The organism is Pseudoalteromonas sp. DSM 26666 (assembly GCF_900116475.1).
GTDB classification, from domain to species: domain Bacteria; phylum Pseudomonadota; class Gammaproteobacteria; order Enterobacterales; family Alteromonadaceae; genus Pseudoalteromonas; species Pseudoalteromonas tetraodonis.
Genome location: NZ_FPAR01000006.1, coordinates 129,125 through 147,906, shown reverse-complemented (window position 1 = coordinate 147,906; position 18,782 = coordinate 129,125). Strand labels below are relative to the sequence as shown.

Below are 18,782 nucleotides of genomic sequence, written 5' to 3'. Positions count from 1 at the left end.
ATACCCGTTTCAATATTATTTAAACGAATTGGTATAATACAAAGGTGTTGATATGAATATATTTGTCATTTTAATTAGCTTAGTAATTGCTTTGGTGATCATTATTCCTTTGCTAGAAAAGTACCAAAGTAAAATGGGGCTAGAGGGTGCTACCAAATACAGCAAGTATATTTGGCCATTAGTCATGATATCTTTGGTTGTGCAGCTAATTTATGTACTTGTAAATTAAGATTGAAACTTAAATATCACACACAAAAAAGCCTTTGCGGGTAACCCCAACAAAGGCTTTTTTATTTAATCAGTGAAGTGGTTATCTAAGTGCTAGTTGTAGCTCACGATTACGCTCTAGTTGTGCGATAAAGTTATCAGCAATAGGCTTAAATTTAGCAAGCTCTGAACGAGGTAATGGTTCAGACTTAGGTAGTTTTACGGTTTTAGGGTTACGGTGAACGCCGTTAACCAAAAACTCATAATGTAAATGCGCACCGGTTACACGACCAGTTGAGCCAACAGTACCTATTTTTTCTCCCTGTTTTACCTTTTGCCCTGTTCTGACTAGGCGCTTGTTAAGGTGTAAGTACTTAGTAACATATTGAGTACCATGGCTAATAAATACGTAATTACCATTATATTTGCTATAGCCTGCTTTAATTACTTTACCATTACCCGATGATACAACTGGCGTGCCTGTGCGTGCAGCGTAATCAATGCCGCGATGTGCTTTCACTTGCCCTGTAACAGGGTGTAGGCGGCGAGGGTTAAAGCTTGAACTAATATATTTGAAATTAACAGGCGCACGCAAAAAGGCTTTTTTCATACTACGGCCTTCAGGGGTGTAAAAGTTACCGTCTGTGTGACGAATAGCGGTGTAACGCTCACCTTGGTTTATAAATTCAGCGGCAATAATTTTACCGGTGCCAATAAACTCACCGTCAACAAAATGAGATTCATAAATTAAGCCAAATTCATCACCCTTGCGAATGTCGTTTGCAAAATCGACGTCCCAACCAAATATATCGGCAAAGTTCATGATTTGGCGTTCACTTAAACCTGCTGCAATTGCAGAGGTCCAAAAGCTACTTGAAATTTCCCCACCGGCTGTTTTGCTCAGTGTTTCTATTTCTTTGCTGTCAATTGAGGTGTCGTATTGGCCTTCGTCATTAAGTGTGACGAATAGCGTATCCGTTTTAGAAATAACGTAGCGTAATTGAGCTAATGAACCGTCTTCGGCGGTAGCAAAGCTTAACGTTTCACCTGGGTGAATTTTAGTTAGCTTACGTGTTTCAGCGTTGGTGTTTACAAGTTTATGCAGCGTTTGTGCAGAAAAACCAGCGCGCTTAAAAATAATCGCTAAGTTGTCACCATTTTTAACTTGGTGATCGACAAAATCATATTCTGGAAGTTTTTGTGCTGCCTGCTCTGAATTAAGGTCAGTGAGTTTTTCGTTCTCACCTACTTTAATTTGTAATTCATAGCGCTTACCAATTTCTAGTGTGTTTTCACTATTGTCTTTGGATGCAGTGGCTTTTTCAGAAGGAAGAAAGGCTAAGGCAACAATAGCAGAAACCAAACCTAGAATAAGCATTTTGTGTTTTTTGGGGAGCGTGTTAACCACGTGAACCATAACGTGCCTTTTTCTGCTGTCAAGATAATAAATAGGTTATATTGCAGGATATAACGAATAATCTGTGAATACTAGTATTTTGTAGATTTAAACTCGAGTTAAATTAGGCTAAAATCATAGGGTATTCAGGCTGTTTGTGTTTAAAGTTGAACTGTTACACTATTTTATATTCTTGGATACTTTGCTTTTTCATCATAATGTTAAATTAGCTTATAAAACGGTTTAATTACGAGAAGTGATTAATTTGTAAACTGTTTTTAGTTTGTGATAAACACTTTTGGCGTATTATTAATCGCTCGTTTATATCCCCTTTTAGAACGTACACCCTGCATTTTAGTTGGTGCTGCGATTAGTTAAAAAAGTTGTTCTAATTAGGTGGAAATTTGTTATGTTAGCTAAATAGTTTTATTTGCTTTGTGATAACGCGCTAGCAATAAACCGTGAGCATATTACACCCCTTCGTTGTCAGAATTTTTTGGAGTAACACACAGTGGATTTACAAACCGCTCTAGCAGAGATAAAACGCGGTGCAGAAGAGATATTAATTGAAGATGAGTTGGTTGAAAAATTAAAGTCGGGGAAAAAGCTAAAAATTAAAGCTGGTTTTGATCCTACGGCTCCAGATTTACACCTAGGTCACACGGTACTCATTAATAAAATGAAAACCTTTCAAGATTTAGGTCATGAGGTTATTTTTTTAATTGGTGATTTTACCGGTATGATTGGCGATCCAACGGGCAAAAATGTGACCCGTAAACCACTTACACGTGATGACGTGCTTGCCAACGCCGAAACCTATAAAGAGCAGGTGTTCAAAATTTTAGACCCGGCTAAAACAACCGTCGCTTTTAACTCTACGTGGATGGAGAAGTTGGGCGCTGCGGGGATGATAAAATTAGCCGCGCGTCAAACTGTGGCGCGTATGCTTGAGCGTGATGATTTTAAAAAGCGCTATGCTGGCGGTCAATCGATTGCGATTCATGAGTTTTTGTATCCACTGGTGCAAGGCTGGGATTCAGTCGCATTAGAGTCAGATGTTGAGCTAGGGGGCACCGATCAGCGTTTTAACCTATTAATGGGTCGTGAGCTGCAAAAAGATGAAGGTCAAAAACCACAAACAGTATTAATGATGCCTTTACTTGAGGGAACTGACGGCGTTCAGAAAATGTCGAAGTCACTCGGTAATTATATTGGTATTACTGATACGCCTTCAGATATGTTCGGTAAAATCATGTCAATTAGCGACGTACTCATGTGGCGTTACTACGATTTGTTAAGTAGCCTTTCTATTGAGCAAATTGCAGCGCAAAAACAGCGTGTAGAGCAGGGTACTAACCCGCGCGATATTAAAATTGAATTAGCTAAAGAGCTAATTGCGCGTTTTCACAGTGAAGCTGATGCGCAAGCTGCTCATGATGATTTCATTCAGCGTTTTCAGAAAAAAGCCTTGCCAGATGAAATCCCTGAGCTGACAGTTAATATTAATGAAGAGTCAATTTTAATCGCTAACTTACTTAAAGAAGCGGGCTTAGTGGCGAGTACCTCAGAGGCCATGAGGATGATCAAACAAGGTGCTGTAAAGCTTAACGGCGAAGACAAAATTACAGATACCAAATTGGAAATTGCAAAAGGCACAACGGCTATTTACCAAGTAGGTAAACGCAAATTTGCAAATATCACCGTAGCTTAAAACTGCGGACATTATAAAAACCAGCTACGGCTGGTTTTTTTATACGAACTTAAAAACGAGAACAGCCTTAATAATTTCAACGCTAATAATAATCAGAAGCCAAAAAAAGCGAGTTTGGTTAAGTGTATTGAGTAGTTGTGGTACGTCATCGGCGTTGGGAAGACGCTCTACACCGACACGCATTTTATTAAAACGCTGTGTATTATAAATAGCAGGCCCACCAAGTTGTACCCCCAAAGATGCAGAACATACACTAAGTAACCAGCCTGTATTGGTTTGATAGAAGTGTCGGCCATAATGCTTAATATAATGCATGCTTTTTTTACTGGCCTTTAGTGAGGCAATTGTCAGCGCGAGTAAACGTATGGGAATGTACTCAACAATAAAAAGAACCAGTTTAAGCGGCATCAAAAAAGAGCTGTTAGGGGCTATATCACTTCGCCACGCCTGTTGAATTAAAGTGATTAAACGATAGGCGAGAGCGGCGACGGGGCCCAATACTAAAAATATGAAAATTACCACAAAGTAATGACGCGCCGTTCTAAGTATGACACTTTCCATAATGGCTTTAATGATCCCGGGGCTTGAAAGTGCATTAACTTCACGGGCTACTAGTGGCTTTAATAATTCGCGTGCTGTCGATTTTTGATTTTTTTTGACTAGCCTAGCTATGCGTATCGCTTTTTTATTCAGGCTACTGTTTTCTAGGCATAAATATAAAATAAGACCTGATAACAGCTCGGGGTAAAAGGCAAACTGAAGCAGTAAAACTACAATAATAAGCACAGTACTAAGTATAAGCGTACTTGCCATTGAGGCTGCTAAATAATGATATTGCTTGGTGTCTGTTTTTTTATAAATACGCTGGCTTATAGCGCTAAAAATAGCAGAGAGTATGTGGTTAGGGTGATACCAACTTACTAAAGGTAAAAAGCGCTCAGCAAGGAGCGCACAAATAAATACAATAAAGTCCAAATGATTTTGAACAATATTATTGAGCATTTACAGCGTAACCGCCGTTAATTTCTCAAGTAAAGCTACGACCATTTTTGATGAATTTATAGAGGCTGTTTCTAAGTATTCTTCAAATGATTGCGGCGACTCTTTGCCTGCAATATCAGACATTGAGCGAATAACAACAAATGGTGTATTAAGTGCAAAACACGTTTGCGCAATTGATGCACCTTCCATCTCTACTGCTAGCATTGTAGGGAAGTCACTGCGTGCTTTTTCAATACGAACAGGGTCGCACATAAACGAGTCGCCAGTGCAAATTAAACCAACAAGGGTTTTTACTTCACTAATTTGTGCAATTGTTTGCTCGGCTGCTTCTACAAGTTTAGGGTGAGCAGTAAAACCTGCTGGCATTTGTGGTACTTGGCCAATTTCGTAACCAAACGCTGTTACATCAACATCGTGATGACGTACTTCAGATGAAATTACTACATCGCCAACGTTTAGTGATGGGTCGAATCCACCGGCAGAGCCAGTGTTAATAACACAATCTGGATTGAAGTTATCGATAAGTAATGTGGTTGCGATTGTCGAAGCGACTTTACCAATACCTGATTGCACTAAAGTGACGGTATTGCCTGCAAGCTCGCCTGTGTAAAAAGTAAAACCAGCCTTGGTTAAAACTTGTGGATTTTGCATCGCCTCGCGCAAAATTTTAACTTCTGGCTCCATTGCGCCAATAATACCAACATTCATAGTGTTAAATTCCTGAGTTTGAATACGGTGATTATACTGCAAAAAATAACGTGGGGTAAAACAAACAAAAATGCGAGCTTAAAAAGCCCGCACTTTATAAACTTATTGATTATATTTCAGCAAGGGCTGTTGATTGTGCCTTTGCTTGAGAAGGAGACAATACCGCAGGTTTATGAACTCTAGCACGCGTAGGTCGTGAAGGTTTAGATGCCGCTGGCTTACCTAATTTAAACATAATTGCATCGCGTACTTCGCTTGGGCGGTAGCCTGCCTTCACTTTCATACGAATATGTGGAATACCTGCGGCTTCCAATGCGCCATTAACAAACCAGTCGCGCTGTGCTTTGTGGCCATCTTTATTGGCGTTATTAACTAAGTCAACCGCAGCCACTATGGTCATTTTTTCTTTATCTACTAAAACAAAGTCTAGCTGCTTATTTTTTGCTTTAGCCATTGCCGCACGTTTAGATTTAACAGACAGGCCTTGTTTACAGTCAATCACATCGATTAGTTTAACGCGACTAACAATTTTATATTGATCGCCAACAGCGCGCTCTAATAAATTCAGAAACGCCCCTTCTACTTGGGTAAATACACTTTGCTTACGAGTAAAAGGATAAGGGTTTCCGCCGTCATCATTAAATTTTGACGCAACGACAGATGCCCCAACAACTAGCACTAATATTAATAATAAAGCGAATTCCATACGGTAACTCCATAACAACAAATTGACACTGCTTTTCTAAAGCAATTTATGTGCCCAAATAGTTGTTATGGTTGTTTTATTAACGAATGGGGATGATCGCTATTATGCTTTATAGCCGCCTTCAATACCTTTTACGGCAATCGCAACTGCATCATGAGCATGTAAAGACTCATAATGGTTAATTTGCAGGAAGTAATCGCTAAACTCTTTTGACTCTAACGTCGTTTTAATTTTTCGTGCTGCGTCTTCACAAAACATTAAATTTTGACCGTTTAAGCGAGCAAACTCTTGTTCGTCTTCACGTTTTACCGCAGCTTGTACTGGTGTTTTTAGCTCATCTTCTAGTAAGTTTATTAAGTTAACCACATCAAACTGTTCAATGTTATTTGCTAATTTAACTTTAACATTAGCAATTGAACGCTGTGAATGCGGGGTTGCTACAATCCCTTGAGTTGTTCCAAGCCACTCTAAAACTTCTGATTGAGTGAGTGTTTCTTGAGAAAACTTTTCGCTGAATGCGTTTTGAATTAATTGGCGAGCCAGTGCTGCAGAACAGGGGCAAGTTGATGAATAAGTCACATCAACGCTGAGCTCAAAACTAATAACGCCTTGATTTATAGTGCTGGTAAGTACAATGGGATAGCTTTTCCAACCTGCTTTACCACTAAGTAATGACTTACGGCGTAGCGGCAATTCAAATTTAAATTCAATGTGTGCTTTATCACTTAAGCCTTCATGACTGGTGATAAAGGTATCTAAGGCTTGTGCTAAGGTTTGTGGATTGACCTGTTGCTCAGTTGAGAGGTGATCCAACGCTAAAAATAGTCGCGACATATGAATGCCTTTAGCATCTTCTTTGTGTAAATTAACAAAGGCGCGTGCTTTTGCATTAACGGTAACTGGAGCTAAATCAAGAGATTCAAAAATAAAAGGCAGCTCTATATCGCCCATACCTACCCAGTCTAATTTACCTGTTTGTAATGCGGCAGCCGTGTTAGCAATATCTGGCATAGTTTTTTGCATGATACGTTACTCGTTATTTGCAATATTTAAAACGCCGCATTTTACACTAAATAAAGATTTGCTGAAATGCAGCAAATAACACCAAACATGAAATTTTATTGTTTTTGTCGCACAACATGAAAATAGCTGATAGAAAATGCTAAAATTAGCCTTTAACCTTGAAAGGTCAACAGACCCTAAGCATTTAGCTAAGAGAAAAACTGATATATGACTGATTCTTCTTTGAACCCGTGGGTTCGAGTTCTTTCCAGTTCAATAACTCGTTTTGGTGAGTTTAAAACTGCTGCTATTTGCTATGCATTATTACTAACAATATCGCTGGTTTTATCAAGTATGTTTTATTACGTTGCCATAGGCGAAGTAAACTTGGTTGATATACTCGCCGTGGTATTTTTTACCTCGGTTGTTTCTCCTTTAGTTATCAGTATATTATTAAACTCTATTCGGCAACTTGATGCCTCTTATGCTTATTTAGATAGTGCCACAAAACAAGAGAAGCTTTTAAATCAAACCCTCAAAGACAATATTAACCGCTTAAATATTGAAATTGACGAACGTAAAATGGCTTTTCATGCCAAACACCGAGCAATAGAAGAGCTTAGGCGTGAAATTGCAGAGCGTAAAAAAACACAACAAGAACTCGCACAGCAAGGCATGTTACTGCGCTCAATAGTAGACTCCTCGCCGGATTTATTTTATTACCGCGATAACAACGGGGTGTTTGCCGGTTGTAATAAAATGTTTGAAGAGGTAATGGGCAAAACCAGTGGTGAACTTATTGGTAAAGCCGCAGAAGAAATATTCCCAAGCCACTTTTTATCAGAAGTACTCAGAACCGATGAGCAAGTTGAGCGTACGCACCAAGGTTTAACTATAGATGTGGAGTACTCAGTAAACGGTGAAATTAGGTGGTTTGAATTGCGTAAACTTCCCTTTATTAATGAACAAGGGGATTACATTGGTTTACTTGCGTTTGGCCGTGATATTACCAGTCGTAAAGAAGCTGCGCAGGCACTGGAAACAGCTTATAAAGATAAAGGGAAATTTATTGCCACATTAAGCCATGAGTTACGTACACCGCTTAATGGTATTGTGGGCTTAACGCGTATGCTATTGGATACCGAATTAAACAAACAGCAACGCAGTTGGTGTAATACCGTGTTTTCAAGCGCCGAAACGCTAGGTAACATATTCAACGATATTATAGATTTAGATAAAATTGACCGTGAGCAGTTAGATATTGCCGCCAACGAAATTAATGTTTCGGACTTTATCAACGATGTAGTTAACTTTGCAGGCCTTATTGCTGAGCAAAAAGAGCTTTCGTTTGAAGTGAAGCGTTCTGGCATGCTTGACATATATGCTTTGCTTGACCCGACTCGTTTACGCCAAGTGGTGTGGAACTTAATTAATAACGCCGTTAAGTTTACTCAACAAGGGAGCGTAATCTTAGATTGTGCCAGAGAAAACCGTGAAGATGGCCCTTGGCTTATTATTAAAATACTCGATACCGGTGAAGGTATTCCACAAGAGCAACTAACACGCATTTTTGACATGTACTATAAAGCGCCAGATCTTAAAGGCACCAATGCCATAGGTTCAGGTATTGGCTTAGCTGTCACCAAAGCGTTAGTAAGCGCAATGAAAGGCACAATAACGGTTAATAGTACCCCAGGAGAGGGCAGCTGCTTTACGGTACAAATTCCGCTGAATTTATGTAGTGCACCTACCGAACATAGTTATGTTGGGCGTAGCTTATATATTTTATTAGTGGAGGATGTGCCACTTAATGCTGAAATTGCTACTAACCTACTAGAGCAACGTGGACACGAAGTGCTGTGGGCTGAAACGGGTGAAGATGCTTTATCGTTTGTCGAAACTGAAGATGACTTAGATTTAGTATTACTTGATATGCAGTTGCCTGATATTAATGGTGACGAAGTAGCAAGACAAATTCGCGCTCAAAGTCATTTTGATCAGCTACCAATAGTGGCATTAACGGCCAATGTTCGCAGTGCTGAAGAAGAGCTTGAGGGTATATCTATTCAAGGCGCACTAGCTAAACCAATAAACACAAGCAAGTTAGATAATATGCTCGCTGAACTCTTTGGCATTAAGCAAGCGCTAACCGAGGCTCCTCAACGAGTGGTCAATCAAGCGTTATTAAATCAAATTAATACTGACTTGTTGGATGTTGAAACCATTGAAGACTTTGTAAATTCGATGGGCGTTGAAGTATTTAAACGCAGTAGCCAGTTGTTCGCAAAGCTAAATCCGCAGTACCAACAAGAGCTATTAGCTTCGTTAAACGCTGCTGATAGAGAAGAGTACAAATCGGTTGCGCACAAATTAAAAGGTGCCGCTGGTTCGGTGGGTCTTAATGATGTTCAGTTGCATGCAAAGCAAATGGAGCATGGGGCGCTGGAGCAAAGTGATGAAGTGTTAGCTGTGTGGCTTGAGGAGTTAACAGATAAAATAAATGAAGGACAACAGGCCCTTCATTTATTTTTACAGCAATTAGAGTAATAACTAATTAGCTGTCGATTTTACCAATGAAACGGTAACCTTCACCATGGATGGTGCTGATTAACTCAGATGTTGAGTTGTCGCTTTCAAAGTGTTTGCGGATACGACGAATTGTTACGTCAACCGTACGGTCGTTAGCGCGGAGCTCTCGGCCAGTCATGTGTTTAATTAGTTGCTCACGGCTAAATATACGACCCGGAGAGTCAAGCATTAAACGCAGTGCTCTGTATTCGCCTTTAGGTAGACGTTTCGCGTCTCCGTTTGGAGAAGTAAGGCAACGACTGTTTTCGTCAAGTTCCCAACCGTTAAAGGTGATCACGCCATTTGTTTCAATAGCAGACTCTTCACCACCTAATGCAGTACGCGTAATTAAGTTACGAGCACGAATAGTTAATTCACGCGGGTTGAAAGGCTTAGTAATATAGTCATCAGCACCAATTTCAAGACCTAAAATACGGTCTACATCGTTGTCACGGCCTGTTAAGAAAATAAGACCAACTTTGCGTTTTTGGCGTAATTCGCGAGCTAAAATAAGCCCGTTTTTACCTGGCAGGTTGATGTCCATAACTACAAGATTGACGTCATCGTTATTTGTAAGCTTATCATGCATATCATCGCCATCAATGGCTTCAATAACTTTGTAACCTTCGGCTTCAAATAAACTAACGAGGTTTAGTCTAGTTACGTCTTCATCCTCTACGATCAGAATGACTGGCGTTTGCATTTTTAATTAACCTTTTTGGAGTGTGTTTTATTTTAAAATCGGTGTGATCATCAAAACCGACTACTAGAATTATAGGATTATATCTAAATGTTAACAAGTAAAAACAAATTAGATAAAAACAGCTGCGCGCCCAAACCTACTTTGACGTATTATTAAAAACCGCGGCTTAATTGATACTTAACGTTGGATGTATAATTTGAATTATAAAGTCGAAGCCATTTCCCTTTAATAATTGATACATCCATCAACCACCTAAAGATACTTAAAATAATCAGACTAATTCAAAACGAAATTATATCACTTTACAATTTTTCATCAATGTATGTGATATGTTAAACACAATTAAGTTCATTAATTGTGTGAAAATACAGCATTAATGGTACAACTGTTCAATGAGTGCTGTCTTAGTATGGTCATAAAGTCGTAATTCAAGAGCAGACAACGGATTTATTTCACTTTTTAAAATAGCGTAATAATAAATCGTGCTCCTGATTGATACTCAGTATCTAACACAATTTCTCCAGCCAAAGCCTGGGTCACTAAGTTATAAACTAAATGCATGCCTAATCCACTGGCTCCTTGACCGCGTTTTGAAGTAACAAAGGGGTCAAAAATTTTCGCTCTTATGTTGCTCTCTACACCTAGGCCGTTATCGGTGTAGGTAATTTGTGTTTTTGTGTTTGTTGCCACAATATCAATTTGCACTACATTGTCACCGCCAGCTACAAATCCGTGTAGTAGGGAGTTTAAAATTAGTTGATGGAAAACTTGCTGCAGTGGCCCTTTTTTACTTTCAACGGTTAAATCTGCTGGACAATTTATAAGAACTTTAGGATTTTTTATTCTTAATTCTTGCCCCATAGACAATAATGTATCGTTTATGAGCTGCTGTAAGTGAACGGTGCTAGTGATTTCATCATCTTTGATCACGGCCACTTTTTTAAAGTTAGAAATAAGCTCTGCGACACGGTTTAAACTACTGTAGATGAGGTCTAAGTTTTCAATGCCATCGTTAGTAAATTGCTCAAATTGACTGGCAGTCAATGACTTATTTTGAAAGTTAATTTGTAGCTCCGCGAGTTTATCCCTTAGTAAAGTAGAACCGGTGATCCCAAGCCCTATAGGGGTATTTACCTCATGAGCTACACCTGCCACCATTTGCCCTAATGAAGCCATTTTTTTGTTTTCGACAATTTGAGTTTGGTATTGGTGCATCTTTTCAAGTGTAGATAGCAACTCTTTATTTGCTTCTCTGAGCGCGATGGTTCGTTGGCTTACTTTTTCTTCAAGATTTGAGTTTAGTAGCTTAATTTCTTTTTTATCTTCTTCGTGGCGCTCTATTTGTCTTTGTGTTCGCGCCAGCATTACATTTAAGCTGTTAGAAAGCCGGGTTATTTCAGTTAAGTTTGTTAAAGGCGCCCGGGCGTAGTAGTTATGATTTTTAGCTATGTTTTGCAGTAACAAGCTTAAGTTTTCTATTGGGCTGGCTATCCTTTTTTGTAGCCTTAAAATAATCAAAGAGATAAAAATAAGTATTAAAGCGATAATGGCAATATCAATTATAATTTTTTTAGTGATAAGCTCATTTAAGTTATCCAAGCTGCCCCTAATATACACATAACCCAGTAACTGATCATTATTGAGTATTGGAGTAATGTATTCAATAAACTCATCACCTACTTGGGGTTCTATAAAGTCGTTAATACTGTCTGTTTTGATTGGTACAGGTGGCGATTTTCGGGCATTAAAACTGGTAAAAAATACTGGTTTTCTTGTTTGCTCATCTAGCGCATAAATATGTAAGTTTGTAACCGATGAGACTTGTTGAAGAAGCTTTAACCGCCTTTCTTCTGCAGGTCTATTTTTATTTAGTAATGACGGCATTGCATCAAAGGCAATGATCTCTGACACCAGCACAAGTTTACTAATCAGCTGCTTTTTTTGCTCTTGTGTACTTAAGTAAGTAGAAATAGAAAGAGATAATAGCAAACAGATGGCTGTTATAAGCATGATGGTTTTAAACAATATGCTACGAATGCTATTTTGCTCTACAGTTTTAGGCATTGCGAGAGGGTCATCCGTGTCAATTGTGAATGTAATAAATACTAGTTTAGCAAAAACAGGAAAAAGTGAAGCAAAAAGATTAGCTTAATTACACTATTTATTCTCAGTTAATCTACGTCATAAAGTAAATATGCGGCTAATATACCGCATATTTATGTTTTGATAGGGGATTAATAATAAGTTTTAGCTACTGTATACAGCAAACTTATTATTCTTAAACACCGTTTGATAACTATCAAATTGGGCTTCTAAAATAGGTGGATATTTTAAAAAGCTATTAGCAACAATAGTGAGCTTACCTGTTTTAGTTAGGTGCTGTTTAGCATTATTTAAAAACGATTCGGCCACTGTGTAGTCAGTTGCAATACCGGTATGAAATGGTGGGTTACTAATAATTAAATCAAACTTACCTGCAATGCTGTTTAAACCATCGCTCAGTACGGCTTCACCATTAACGTTATTAAGTTTAAGCGTTTGTGTTGTTGCATAGGCAGCTAGTGCGCTTACATCACTACATGTAAATGTAAGAGCCGGATTTTTTAGCCCTAAAAACGTAGCAATAAGCCCCGCGCCACAACCAAAATCAAGAACGTTACCGTGTTTTAAATTTGGTGCATTTTCTAGTAGCATTTTAGTGCCGGTATCAAGGGCGCCATGGTTAAACACGCCAGGAATACTTACAGCAGTAAACTCAATATCACTTACGTTTACCACAAACTCTTTGTGGTAAGTACTAATATCAAATGTTGAATTAAGGGTTATTTCTGAAAATGAATATAAAACGCAGTGTTTTGCAGAGTCAATTTTATTACTAAACGCCGTTTTATTGGCGAGTTGCTTTTCAATTGATTTTACACCGCTTTTGTTTTCGCCAACGACTAGCAGCTCAGCTTCTTTACTTATCACTGCGCGTATGTTGTCTAATGCCATTAATAGCTCGGGCTTAGACTTGGGGTAATAAAGAATTACTAAATCATATTCACCGGCGCTAATCGTGTGATTAACTTCTACATTTATACCCGATATGTTTTTAGCAAATTCACCATTTGCATGGTTATAGCTAAAAGCCGTTATTTTACTTTGTGGGTTGAGCGTTTTTAGCTCATTTAAAAAGCCATCTTGAACAAAGTTGACCACCAATATTGATTTACCTTTTATCTCCTCGCTGTTGCGAAGTAATAATAGGCTCGGATTGGTTAATACGCTCATAAATGGCTTTACCTTACTTGATTATTTAATTAACGGTTATTTAGTACGTTCGAACATTAAATCCCATACGCCATGGCCTAAACGATGGCCACGTTGTTCAAACTTAGTCAGCGGACGTAAATCAGGACGTGGTACATAGTCGTTAGTCTCTGATTGGTTTTTGTAACCAGGTGCTGCTTGCATTACTTCAAGCATATGCTCTGCATAGTTTTCCCAATCGGTTGCCATATGAAAAACGCCGCCAATTTTTAATTTAGAACGTAGTTTTTCTGCAAACTCAGTTTGTACAATACGGCGCTTATGGTGACGCTTTTTGTGCCATGGATCAGGGAAGAACAATTGTAAGGTCGATAAGCTTTTATCACTTATACAATCTGCAAGGACTTCAACGGCGTCGTGTTCAAATACACGAAGATTAGTAACGCCTGCTTCGTCGGCATCCATTAAGCACGCGCCAACGCCTGGGCGATGTACTTCTATACCGATAAAGTTAAGATGTGGTGCGTTTTTTGCCATTTCAACCAATGACTTGCCCATACCAAAGCCAATTTCTAACACTACATCATTGTCATTGCCAAATACTGCGTTTAAATCAAGTAGGCCTTTTTTATGCTCAAGCCCCATTGTTGGCCAGCATTTTTCGATTGCAGCGGCTTGGCCTTTGGTTAATCGGCCTTCGCGTTTTACAAAACTACGAATAGTGCGGATATACTTACCTTCTTGCTTAGCTTGCTCAAGGTTGTTGTTACTTGATTCACTCATATTATTGGCCTGACAAAACAGTGTGTTTAAAAATGGTTGCGTATTATCCCTGACCCGCGCAAGCTTGACAAGCTCTAGGGCGTTATAGCTTGATCTTTTCAACAACTACAATAGACTGAGCCGCCATTAAGCATTAGTAAAAAAGTAAATATGTTGGATTTAAAAAAGCAGCAGTCTGATTGGTTTTCTAACCAAGTAGTTGATTGGTATCATCTCCATGGGCGCAAAACATTGCCATGGCAATTAGCTAAAACACCTTATAAAGTATGGGTGTCTGAGGTGATGTTGCAGCAAACCCAAGTTGTGACTGTTATTCCCTATTTCGAAAAGTTTATGCAAAGCTTTCCCGATATTATTGCTTTAGCAAATGCTGATGAAGATCAGGTTCTGCATCACTGGACTGGTCTAGGTTACTATGCACGCGCGCGAAACTTGCATAAAACGGCCAAAATAGTGCGAGACAAATATCAAGGCCAGTTTCCCAGCACGCTTGAAGAGGTAATGGATTTACCCGGAATAGGACGCTCCACTGCCGGTGCTGTTTTATCTTTATCGTTGGGGCAGCATCATCCTATTCTTGATGGCAATGTAAAAAGGGTGCTTGCACGATTTTTCATGGTTGAAGGTTGGTATGGCGTCAAAAAGGTAGAAAATCAGCTGTGGCATTTAAGTGAACAACTCACCCCTAAAAATAATGTGACTGAGTTTAATCAAGCTATGATGGATTTAGGGGCAAGCCTTTGTTCACGAAGTCGTTTTGACTGTGAAGCATGCCCGTTAAAAACACAATGTGGTGCTTTTAATGCGGGTAAGGTTAAAGAGTTCCCACATTCTAAACCTAAAAAAGCAGTGCCTAAAAAAAGTTGTCATCAGTTAATTATTAAACATAACGACAAAGTACTCATGGAAAAACGCCCAAGTAGTGGCATTTGGGGGGGGTTATTTGGATTTTTTGAATTTAATGAGCACAGTGAGCTTGATACTTTTTTAGCACAGCAAGGGCTAAAAAGTGAGCTTGAGATATTAGCGCCTTTTAGCCATGTGTTCTCACATTTTGAGCTAACCATAAACCCACATGTGCTCAATGTTCAGCAAATCCCTGATGTGGTGAACGACAAGCAATTAATATGGTATCCACTTGATCAATCAATAGAGGTGGGTTTAGCTGCACCGACTAAAAAGTTGGTTAAACAAATGAGCCCAATAGGTTAAACTAGCAGCATTTAGCGTTAGAGAGAATAAATCATGGCACGTACTGTATTTTGTCAAAAGTTACAAAAAGAAGCTGAAGGCCTTGGATTTCAACTTTATCCTGGGGAAATTGGCGAAAAGATTTTTAATAATATATCTAAAGAAGCATGGGGACAGTGGCAGCATAAACAAACGATGCTGATCAACGAAAAGCATTTAAATATGATGGACCCAGAACATCGTACCTTTTTAGAAGAGCAAATGGTTGGCTTTTTATTTGAAGGCAAAGAGGTTGAGATTGAAGGCTATAAGCCAGTAGAAAAATAATCGTTAAAAAAGGGCTATAAAAGCCCTTTTTTGTTGTGCATACCTATGAACAGTTTAGTTAAATCAAGTCATCTTGTTGATCGTGGTTTCTAATTTGTTCTTTTAAAAATTGTGCTGCTCTTGAATATTCAATTTCGAGCTCATCTCTCATCTCAATTAACTCATCGGCATTGATTTCATCAGCCTTACACTTATCCTCAAATGACTGCGCTAAATCAGCCACAATATTAGCCCCCACTGTTTTTGATATAGATTTCAATTGATGGCAGGCAGCTATAATTTCACTTTGACTCTTTTGTAGTACCGCAAAGTTGATTGATTTAATTTGTTCTTGGCTTTGCTCTAAGTACATTTTAAAGAAGCGAATTTTTTTAGCATCATCGCCATTTATATATTTGTTGGCAGACTCCATGTTAATAGGCATGGCTGGCTTTTCAGCTGAGCTAATTTGTTTTGGCTGTTTATTATCTAAATCGCTCCATTGATTTAATATGTCCTCAAGCGCATTTAACTCAATCGGTTTAGTTATAAAGTCATTAATTCCCACAGCTAAACAGCGTTCTCTTTCGCCTTTTAAGGCATTGGCTGTTACAGCAATAATATAAGGTTGGGCGTCGATTGCTTCTAACAGTGCTGCTTCTTCTCTAATCTTTTCAACCATATCGTAGCCAGACATTTTCGGCATATGTAAATCGGTTAGGATGAGCGAATAGCTGTTTTTACGCCACATCTCTATGCCTTCCTCACCATTATTCGCTACTTCCACACTATACCCTAGTATGTGTAACTGCTCGGTAAGTACCTCTTGGTTTAGTAAGTTATCTTCTACCAATAAAACAAGCCTATTCGCAGCGAGTGCTTCTTCTGAATTTAAGTAATGATTCATGCTTTTAGCTTTTTTTATTTGCTTAGGTTTATGTAAGCCTGCCGCAACCAAAATTGAAAGCATAAAGTTAGATTTGCACAGTGGTGAAGCATTAATATAAAAAATATTTTTATGATTAATAACGGCTTCATCTAGCTTACTTAATACCACCATTTGCTGATTATTATCTTCTAGTGAGTAAAGTAAACTTCTTAGCAAGGTGCTAATGCTACTCATGTCGTCAATACCATCAACAACCCAAATAATATCCTTTGTGTCTTGATGATCTTCTATATCTTTTTGCTCATGGGCATAGGTTATTTTGGCACCCATGAATGACAAGTAACGATAAATTACCTTGCCGCGTTCAGCATTGTCACTAACAACAACAACATGTTTATTATTGAGTGTATTTTTATGAGCAAATTCAGTTTTACCTGCCGTTGAAAAAGGCAGTTCAACGGTAAACTCACTACCAATCCCCTCATGGCTTGTAACATGTATAGTACCAAGCATTAGCTCGGTTAAGCTTTTACAAATTGAAAGCCCAAGTCCTGTACCGCCAAATTCTCGGGTAATTGAGCTTTCAGCTTGAGTAAACGGGCTGAATATTTTCCTTAATTGAGACTGACTCATTCCTTTACCGTTATCAACTACACAAAAACGGAGTGTAAAATGATCGGCAGTGTTGTGTGCAACTTCAACCGATATTTTCACCCTACCTTGAGTAGAGCCGTTAGTGCTGGTAAATTTAATGGCATTGCTACATAAGTTATAAAGTACTTGGCGAACCCTGACTGAGTCGCCCATAAGGTTATTAGGAATATCGGGTGCAATTGATAAATCGAGTTCTAGGTGACGGTTTTTTGCAACAGACGATAACACCTTTGCGACTTCTTCTAGCGTATCTGCAACAGAGAAGGGAGTCGGGTCTATATTGAGCTTTCCTGCTTCAATTTTAGAAAAATCCAAAATATCATCTAAGATACTGAGTAACGAAAATGCAGATTCACGAATAATTGTACTTAAACGTTGCTGTGCACCATCAAGTTCTGTTTGACGAAGTAAATCAATGGTACCGATTACGCCATTCATTGGTGTTCTTATTTCATGACTCATAGTGGCTAAAAAGGTGGTTTTAGTTTCACTGGCTTTTAGCGCTTTTTGCGTTTGTTTTTCTAACTCAAAGGTTCTGCTTTGTACTTCTGTTTCAAGGCTTGTTTGTAATTTTTTTAACTCTTTTTTTGCCGCTTGATCGTCAGCTTGAACCTTACTCACCTTTTTGAGTAATAAATTAACTTGTTGAGCTACCGTTTCTAAACCACCCTCTAGTTGCTCATTTAGGGTGCTTTGATAGTTATCATTTTGCGTAATTTCTTTTAGTTCTTGAGTAAGTGAATCTGTATTTTTATGTAATCGCTTGTTAATGTATTTATTCAACATGAATGCTAATACAAACAGCACCACCAGTGCAGCAAAGGCTACAACATAGGCATTTAGTGGTGAGTGTTGATTTGATGGTGTAACTGAGGGCTGTGTTTGCTTAATAATAAGCTCTCCAATTATCTGCCCCTTTGATGAGATTAAATGATGAAGAGTATTTTGTTCTTTAATATGTTTATTAACAGCTAAAGGCGCAATTGCTTTACTGTTATTGCTATAAACTAACTCGGCTTGATTATTGGCATTAAAACGGTGGAGCGTATATTTATAATCATCATTGAGTAAGGTGGTCATATCGAGTAATTGCGTGACCTTGTCTTGCTCGTATATTGTTAATGCTTCTGCTAAAGGCTGATCAAGACGCTCAGCAAGTTTTGTTAACGATAAAGTAGAGGCTGGAGCAGATGTATTGTTATCCGCATTGCTTTGTGAATAAAGCGCAAAGGCGACTACAAATAATGCGGTTATTATAAGGTTACTAACTAAGAATAAAGGTAGTAGGCCTTTTATTGCTGAAGAGGGCTTGCTCTGCATGAGTTTTCCTGTGGTCTTATTATTAAAACGGTAAGCCTGTACCGAAAGTTATTATTCAATCGTAACACCTAAAAAAAATAATTCACTACGTTTTTTAAACTCTTTTGTTGGATAAATACACTGTATTAACGAAAATAGCCTCGAGTTGTTTGAAAACCGTTCAAACGATTATAAAGAAGAAAAAAAAAGTTGACTTGTAGGGGCAAAACTCGTTTAATACGCCGCACGCCCAGATAGCCAGTCAGTAGAGCTAGCTGGGAATTGCATTAAAAATCCGTTAAGATTTTTAATTAGCACTGTTTAAGTGCCTCGATAGCTCAGTTGGTAGAGCAGAGGATTGAAAATCCTCGTGTCCCTGGTTCGATTCCGGGTCGAGGCACCATT

15 protein-coding genes and 1 tRNA gene are annotated in these 18,782 nt (G+C 38.6%); 6 read left to right on the top strand and 10 right to left on the bottom strand.

Annotated features, from left to right (window positions below; all coding sequences use genetic code 11):
• The first annotated feature begins 52 nt into the window (after nt 1–52).
• Nucleotides 53–229 carry a hypothetical protein gene (locus tag BM380_RS18345; RefSeq protein WP_013464132.1) on the top strand — a complete coding sequence of 59 codons (177 nt, stop codon included), beginning with the start codon at nt 53–55 and terminating at the stop codon, nt 227–229.
• 81 nt (nt 230–310) lie between these two features.
• Here the strand turns inward: BM380_RS18345 and BM380_RS12580 are convergent, their stop codons facing one another.
• A complete protein-coding gene (locus tag BM380_RS12580; protein WP_013464133.1) occupies nt 311–1,624 on the bottom strand; it encodes a peptidoglycan DD-metalloendopeptidase family protein in 1,314 nt (437 codons plus the stop codon).
• Between the two features lie 490 nt (nt 1,625–2,114).
• Here BM380_RS12580 and tyrS point away from each other — a divergent pair, with 490 nt between their 5' ends.
• On the top strand, nt 2,115–3,314 hold the full coding sequence (tyrS, locus tag BM380_RS12575; protein WP_016900619.1) for a tyrosine--tRNA ligase: 1,200 nt from the start codon (nt 2,115–2,117) through the stop codon (nt 3,312–3,314).
• Nucleotides 3,315–3,353: 39 nt separating this feature from the next.
• Here tyrS and BM380_RS12570 read toward each other — a convergent pair whose 3' ends face one another.
• The 4 genes from BM380_RS12570 to folE2 form a co-directional block, all read right to left on the bottom strand.
• Complete coding sequence (locus BM380_RS12570) at nt 3,354–4,316, bottom strand: cobalamin biosynthesis protein CobD/CbiB (protein ID WP_090494643.1); 963 nt, start codon at nt 4,314–4,316, stop codon at nt 3,354–3,356.
• Nucleotides 4,317–5,024, bottom strand: a complete 708-nt coding sequence (gene mtnN / locus BM380_RS12565; RefSeq protein WP_016900621.1) for a 5'-methylthioadenosine/S-adenosylhomocysteine nucleosidase — start codon at nt 5,022–5,024, stop codon at nt 4,317–4,319. It lies immediately after the preceding gene.
• 109 nt (nt 5,025–5,133) lie between these two features.
• Entirely contained in the window at nt 5,134–5,730 is a 597-nt protein-coding gene (locus BM380_RS12560) for a DUF2726 domain-containing protein (protein WP_013464137.1), read from the bottom strand.
• A gap of 102 nt (nt 5,731–5,832) precedes the next feature.
• Nucleotides 5,833–6,753, bottom strand: coding sequence for a GTP cyclohydrolase FolE2 (folE2, locus tag BM380_RS12555; RefSeq protein ID WP_016900622.1), 921 nt, complete (start codon nt 6,751–6,753; stop codon nt 5,833–5,835).
• A 207-nt stretch (nt 6,754–6,960) separates the two neighbouring features.
• Here folE2 and arcB point away from each other — a divergent pair, with 207 nt between their 5' ends.
• The gene (gene arcB / locus BM380_RS12550; protein WP_058154214.1) at nt 6,961–9,279 is read left to right on the top strand and encodes an aerobic respiration two-component sensor histidine kinase ArcB; all 2,319 of its coding nucleotides are present in this window, start codon (nt 6,961–6,963) and stop codon (nt 9,277–9,279) included.
• A 7-nt stretch (nt 9,280–9,286) separates the two neighbouring features.
• Here arcB and arcA read toward each other — a convergent pair whose 3' ends face one another.
• From arcA to trmB, 4 genes are all read right to left on the bottom strand, one after another.
• A complete protein-coding gene (arcA, locus tag BM380_RS12545; RefSeq protein ID WP_008110444.1) occupies nt 9,287–10,003 on the bottom strand; it encodes a two-component system response regulator ArcA in 717 nt (238 codons plus the stop codon).
• Nucleotides 10,004–10,462: 459 nt separating this feature from the next.
• Complete coding sequence (locus BM380_RS12540) at nt 10,463–12,067, bottom strand: ATP-binding protein (protein ID WP_028834378.1); 1,605 nt, start codon at nt 12,065–12,067, stop codon at nt 10,463–10,465.
• A 183-nt stretch (nt 12,068–12,250) separates the two neighbouring features.
• Entirely contained in the window at nt 12,251–13,276 is a 1,026-nt protein-coding gene (locus tag BM380_RS12535; RefSeq protein WP_090494641.1) for a methyltransferase, read from the bottom strand.
• A 36-nt stretch (nt 13,277–13,312) separates the two neighbouring features.
• Nucleotides 13,313–14,038, bottom strand: a complete 726-nt coding sequence (gene trmB / locus BM380_RS12530) for a tRNA (guanosine(46)-N7)-methyltransferase TrmB (protein ID WP_090494639.1) — start codon at nt 14,036–14,038, stop codon at nt 13,313–13,315.
• 150 nt (nt 14,039–14,188) lie between these two features.
• Between trmB and mutY the strand changes: the two genes are divergently transcribed.
• The gene (mutY, locus tag BM380_RS12525; RefSeq protein WP_090494637.1) at nt 14,189–15,250 is read left to right on the top strand and encodes an A/G-specific adenine glycosylase; all 1,062 of its coding nucleotides are present in this window, start codon (nt 14,189–14,191) and stop codon (nt 15,248–15,250) included.
• A 33-nt stretch (nt 15,251–15,283) separates the two neighbouring features.
• A complete protein-coding gene (locus tag BM380_RS12520; protein WP_013464143.1) occupies nt 15,284–15,556 on the top strand; it encodes an oxidative damage protection protein in 273 nt (90 codons plus the stop codon).
• 58 nt (nt 15,557–15,614) lie between these two features.
• Here the strand turns inward: BM380_RS12520 and BM380_RS12515 are convergent, their stop codons facing one another.
• Nucleotides 15,615–18,398 carry an ATP-binding protein gene (locus tag BM380_RS12515; protein ID WP_090494636.1) on the bottom strand — a complete coding sequence of 928 codons (2,784 nt, stop codon included), beginning with the start codon at nt 18,396–18,398 and terminating at the stop codon, nt 15,615–15,617.
• A gap of 306 nt (nt 18,399–18,704) precedes the next feature.
• Between BM380_RS12515 and BM380_RS12510 the strand changes: the two genes are divergently transcribed.
• Nucleotides 18,705–18,780: transfer RNA gene (locus BM380_RS12510), tRNA-Phe, on the top strand.
• Nucleotides 18,781–18,782 lie beyond the last annotated feature (2 nt).

Bases quoted from the DNA above. Each gene is read 5' to 3' on its own strand.
- BM380_RS12580 (WP_013464133.1), bottom strand. From the start codon at position 1,624: ATGGTTCACGTGGTTAACACGCTCCCCAAAAAACACAAAATGCTTATT.
- mutY (WP_090494637.1), top strand. From the start codon at position 14,189: ATGTTGGATTTAAAAAAGCAGCAGTCTGATTGGTTTTCTAACCAAGTA.
- arcB (WP_058154214.1), top strand. From the start codon at position 6,961: ATGACTGATTCTTCTTTGAACCCGTGGGTTCGAGTTCTTTCCAGTTCA.
- BM380_RS12515 (WP_090494636.1), bottom strand. From the start codon at position 18,398: ATGCAGAGCAAGCCCTCTTCAGCAATAAAAGGCCTACTACCTTTATTC.
- BM380_RS18345 (WP_013464132.1), top strand. From the start codon at position 53: ATGAATATATTTGTCATTTTAATTAGCTTAGTAATTGCTTTGGTGATC.
- arcA (WP_008110444.1), bottom strand. From the start codon at position 10,003: ATGCAAACGCCAGTCATTCTGATCGTAGAGGATGAAGACGTAACTAGA.
- BM380_RS12560 (WP_013464137.1), bottom strand. From the start codon at position 5,730: ATGGAATTCGCTTTATTATTAATATTAGTGCTAGTTGTTGGGGCATCT.
- BM380_RS12520 (WP_013464143.1), top strand. From the start codon at position 15,284: ATGGCACGTACTGTATTTTGTCAAAAGTTACAAAAAGAAGCTGAAGGC.
- BM380_RS12540 (WP_028834378.1), bottom strand. From the start codon at position 12,067: ATGCCTAAAACTGTAGAGCAAAATAGCATTCGTAGCATATTGTTTAAA.
- BM380_RS12535 (WP_090494641.1), bottom strand. From the start codon at position 13,276: ATGAGCGTATTAACCAATCCGAGCCTATTATTACTTCGCAACAGCGAG.
- trmB (WP_090494639.1), bottom strand. From the start codon at position 14,038: ATGAGTGAATCAAGTAACAACAACCTTGAGCAAGCTAAGCAAGAAGGT.
- folE2 (WP_016900622.1), bottom strand. From the start codon at position 6,753: ATGCAAAAAACTATGCCAGATATTGCTAACACGGCTGCCGCATTACAA.
- BM380_RS12570 (WP_090494643.1), bottom strand. From the start codon at position 4,316: ATGCTCAATAATATTGTTCAAAATCATTTGGACTTTATTGTATTTATT.
- mtnN (WP_016900621.1), bottom strand. From the start codon at position 5,024: ATGAATGTTGGTATTATTGGCGCAATGGAGCCAGAAGTTAAAATTTTG.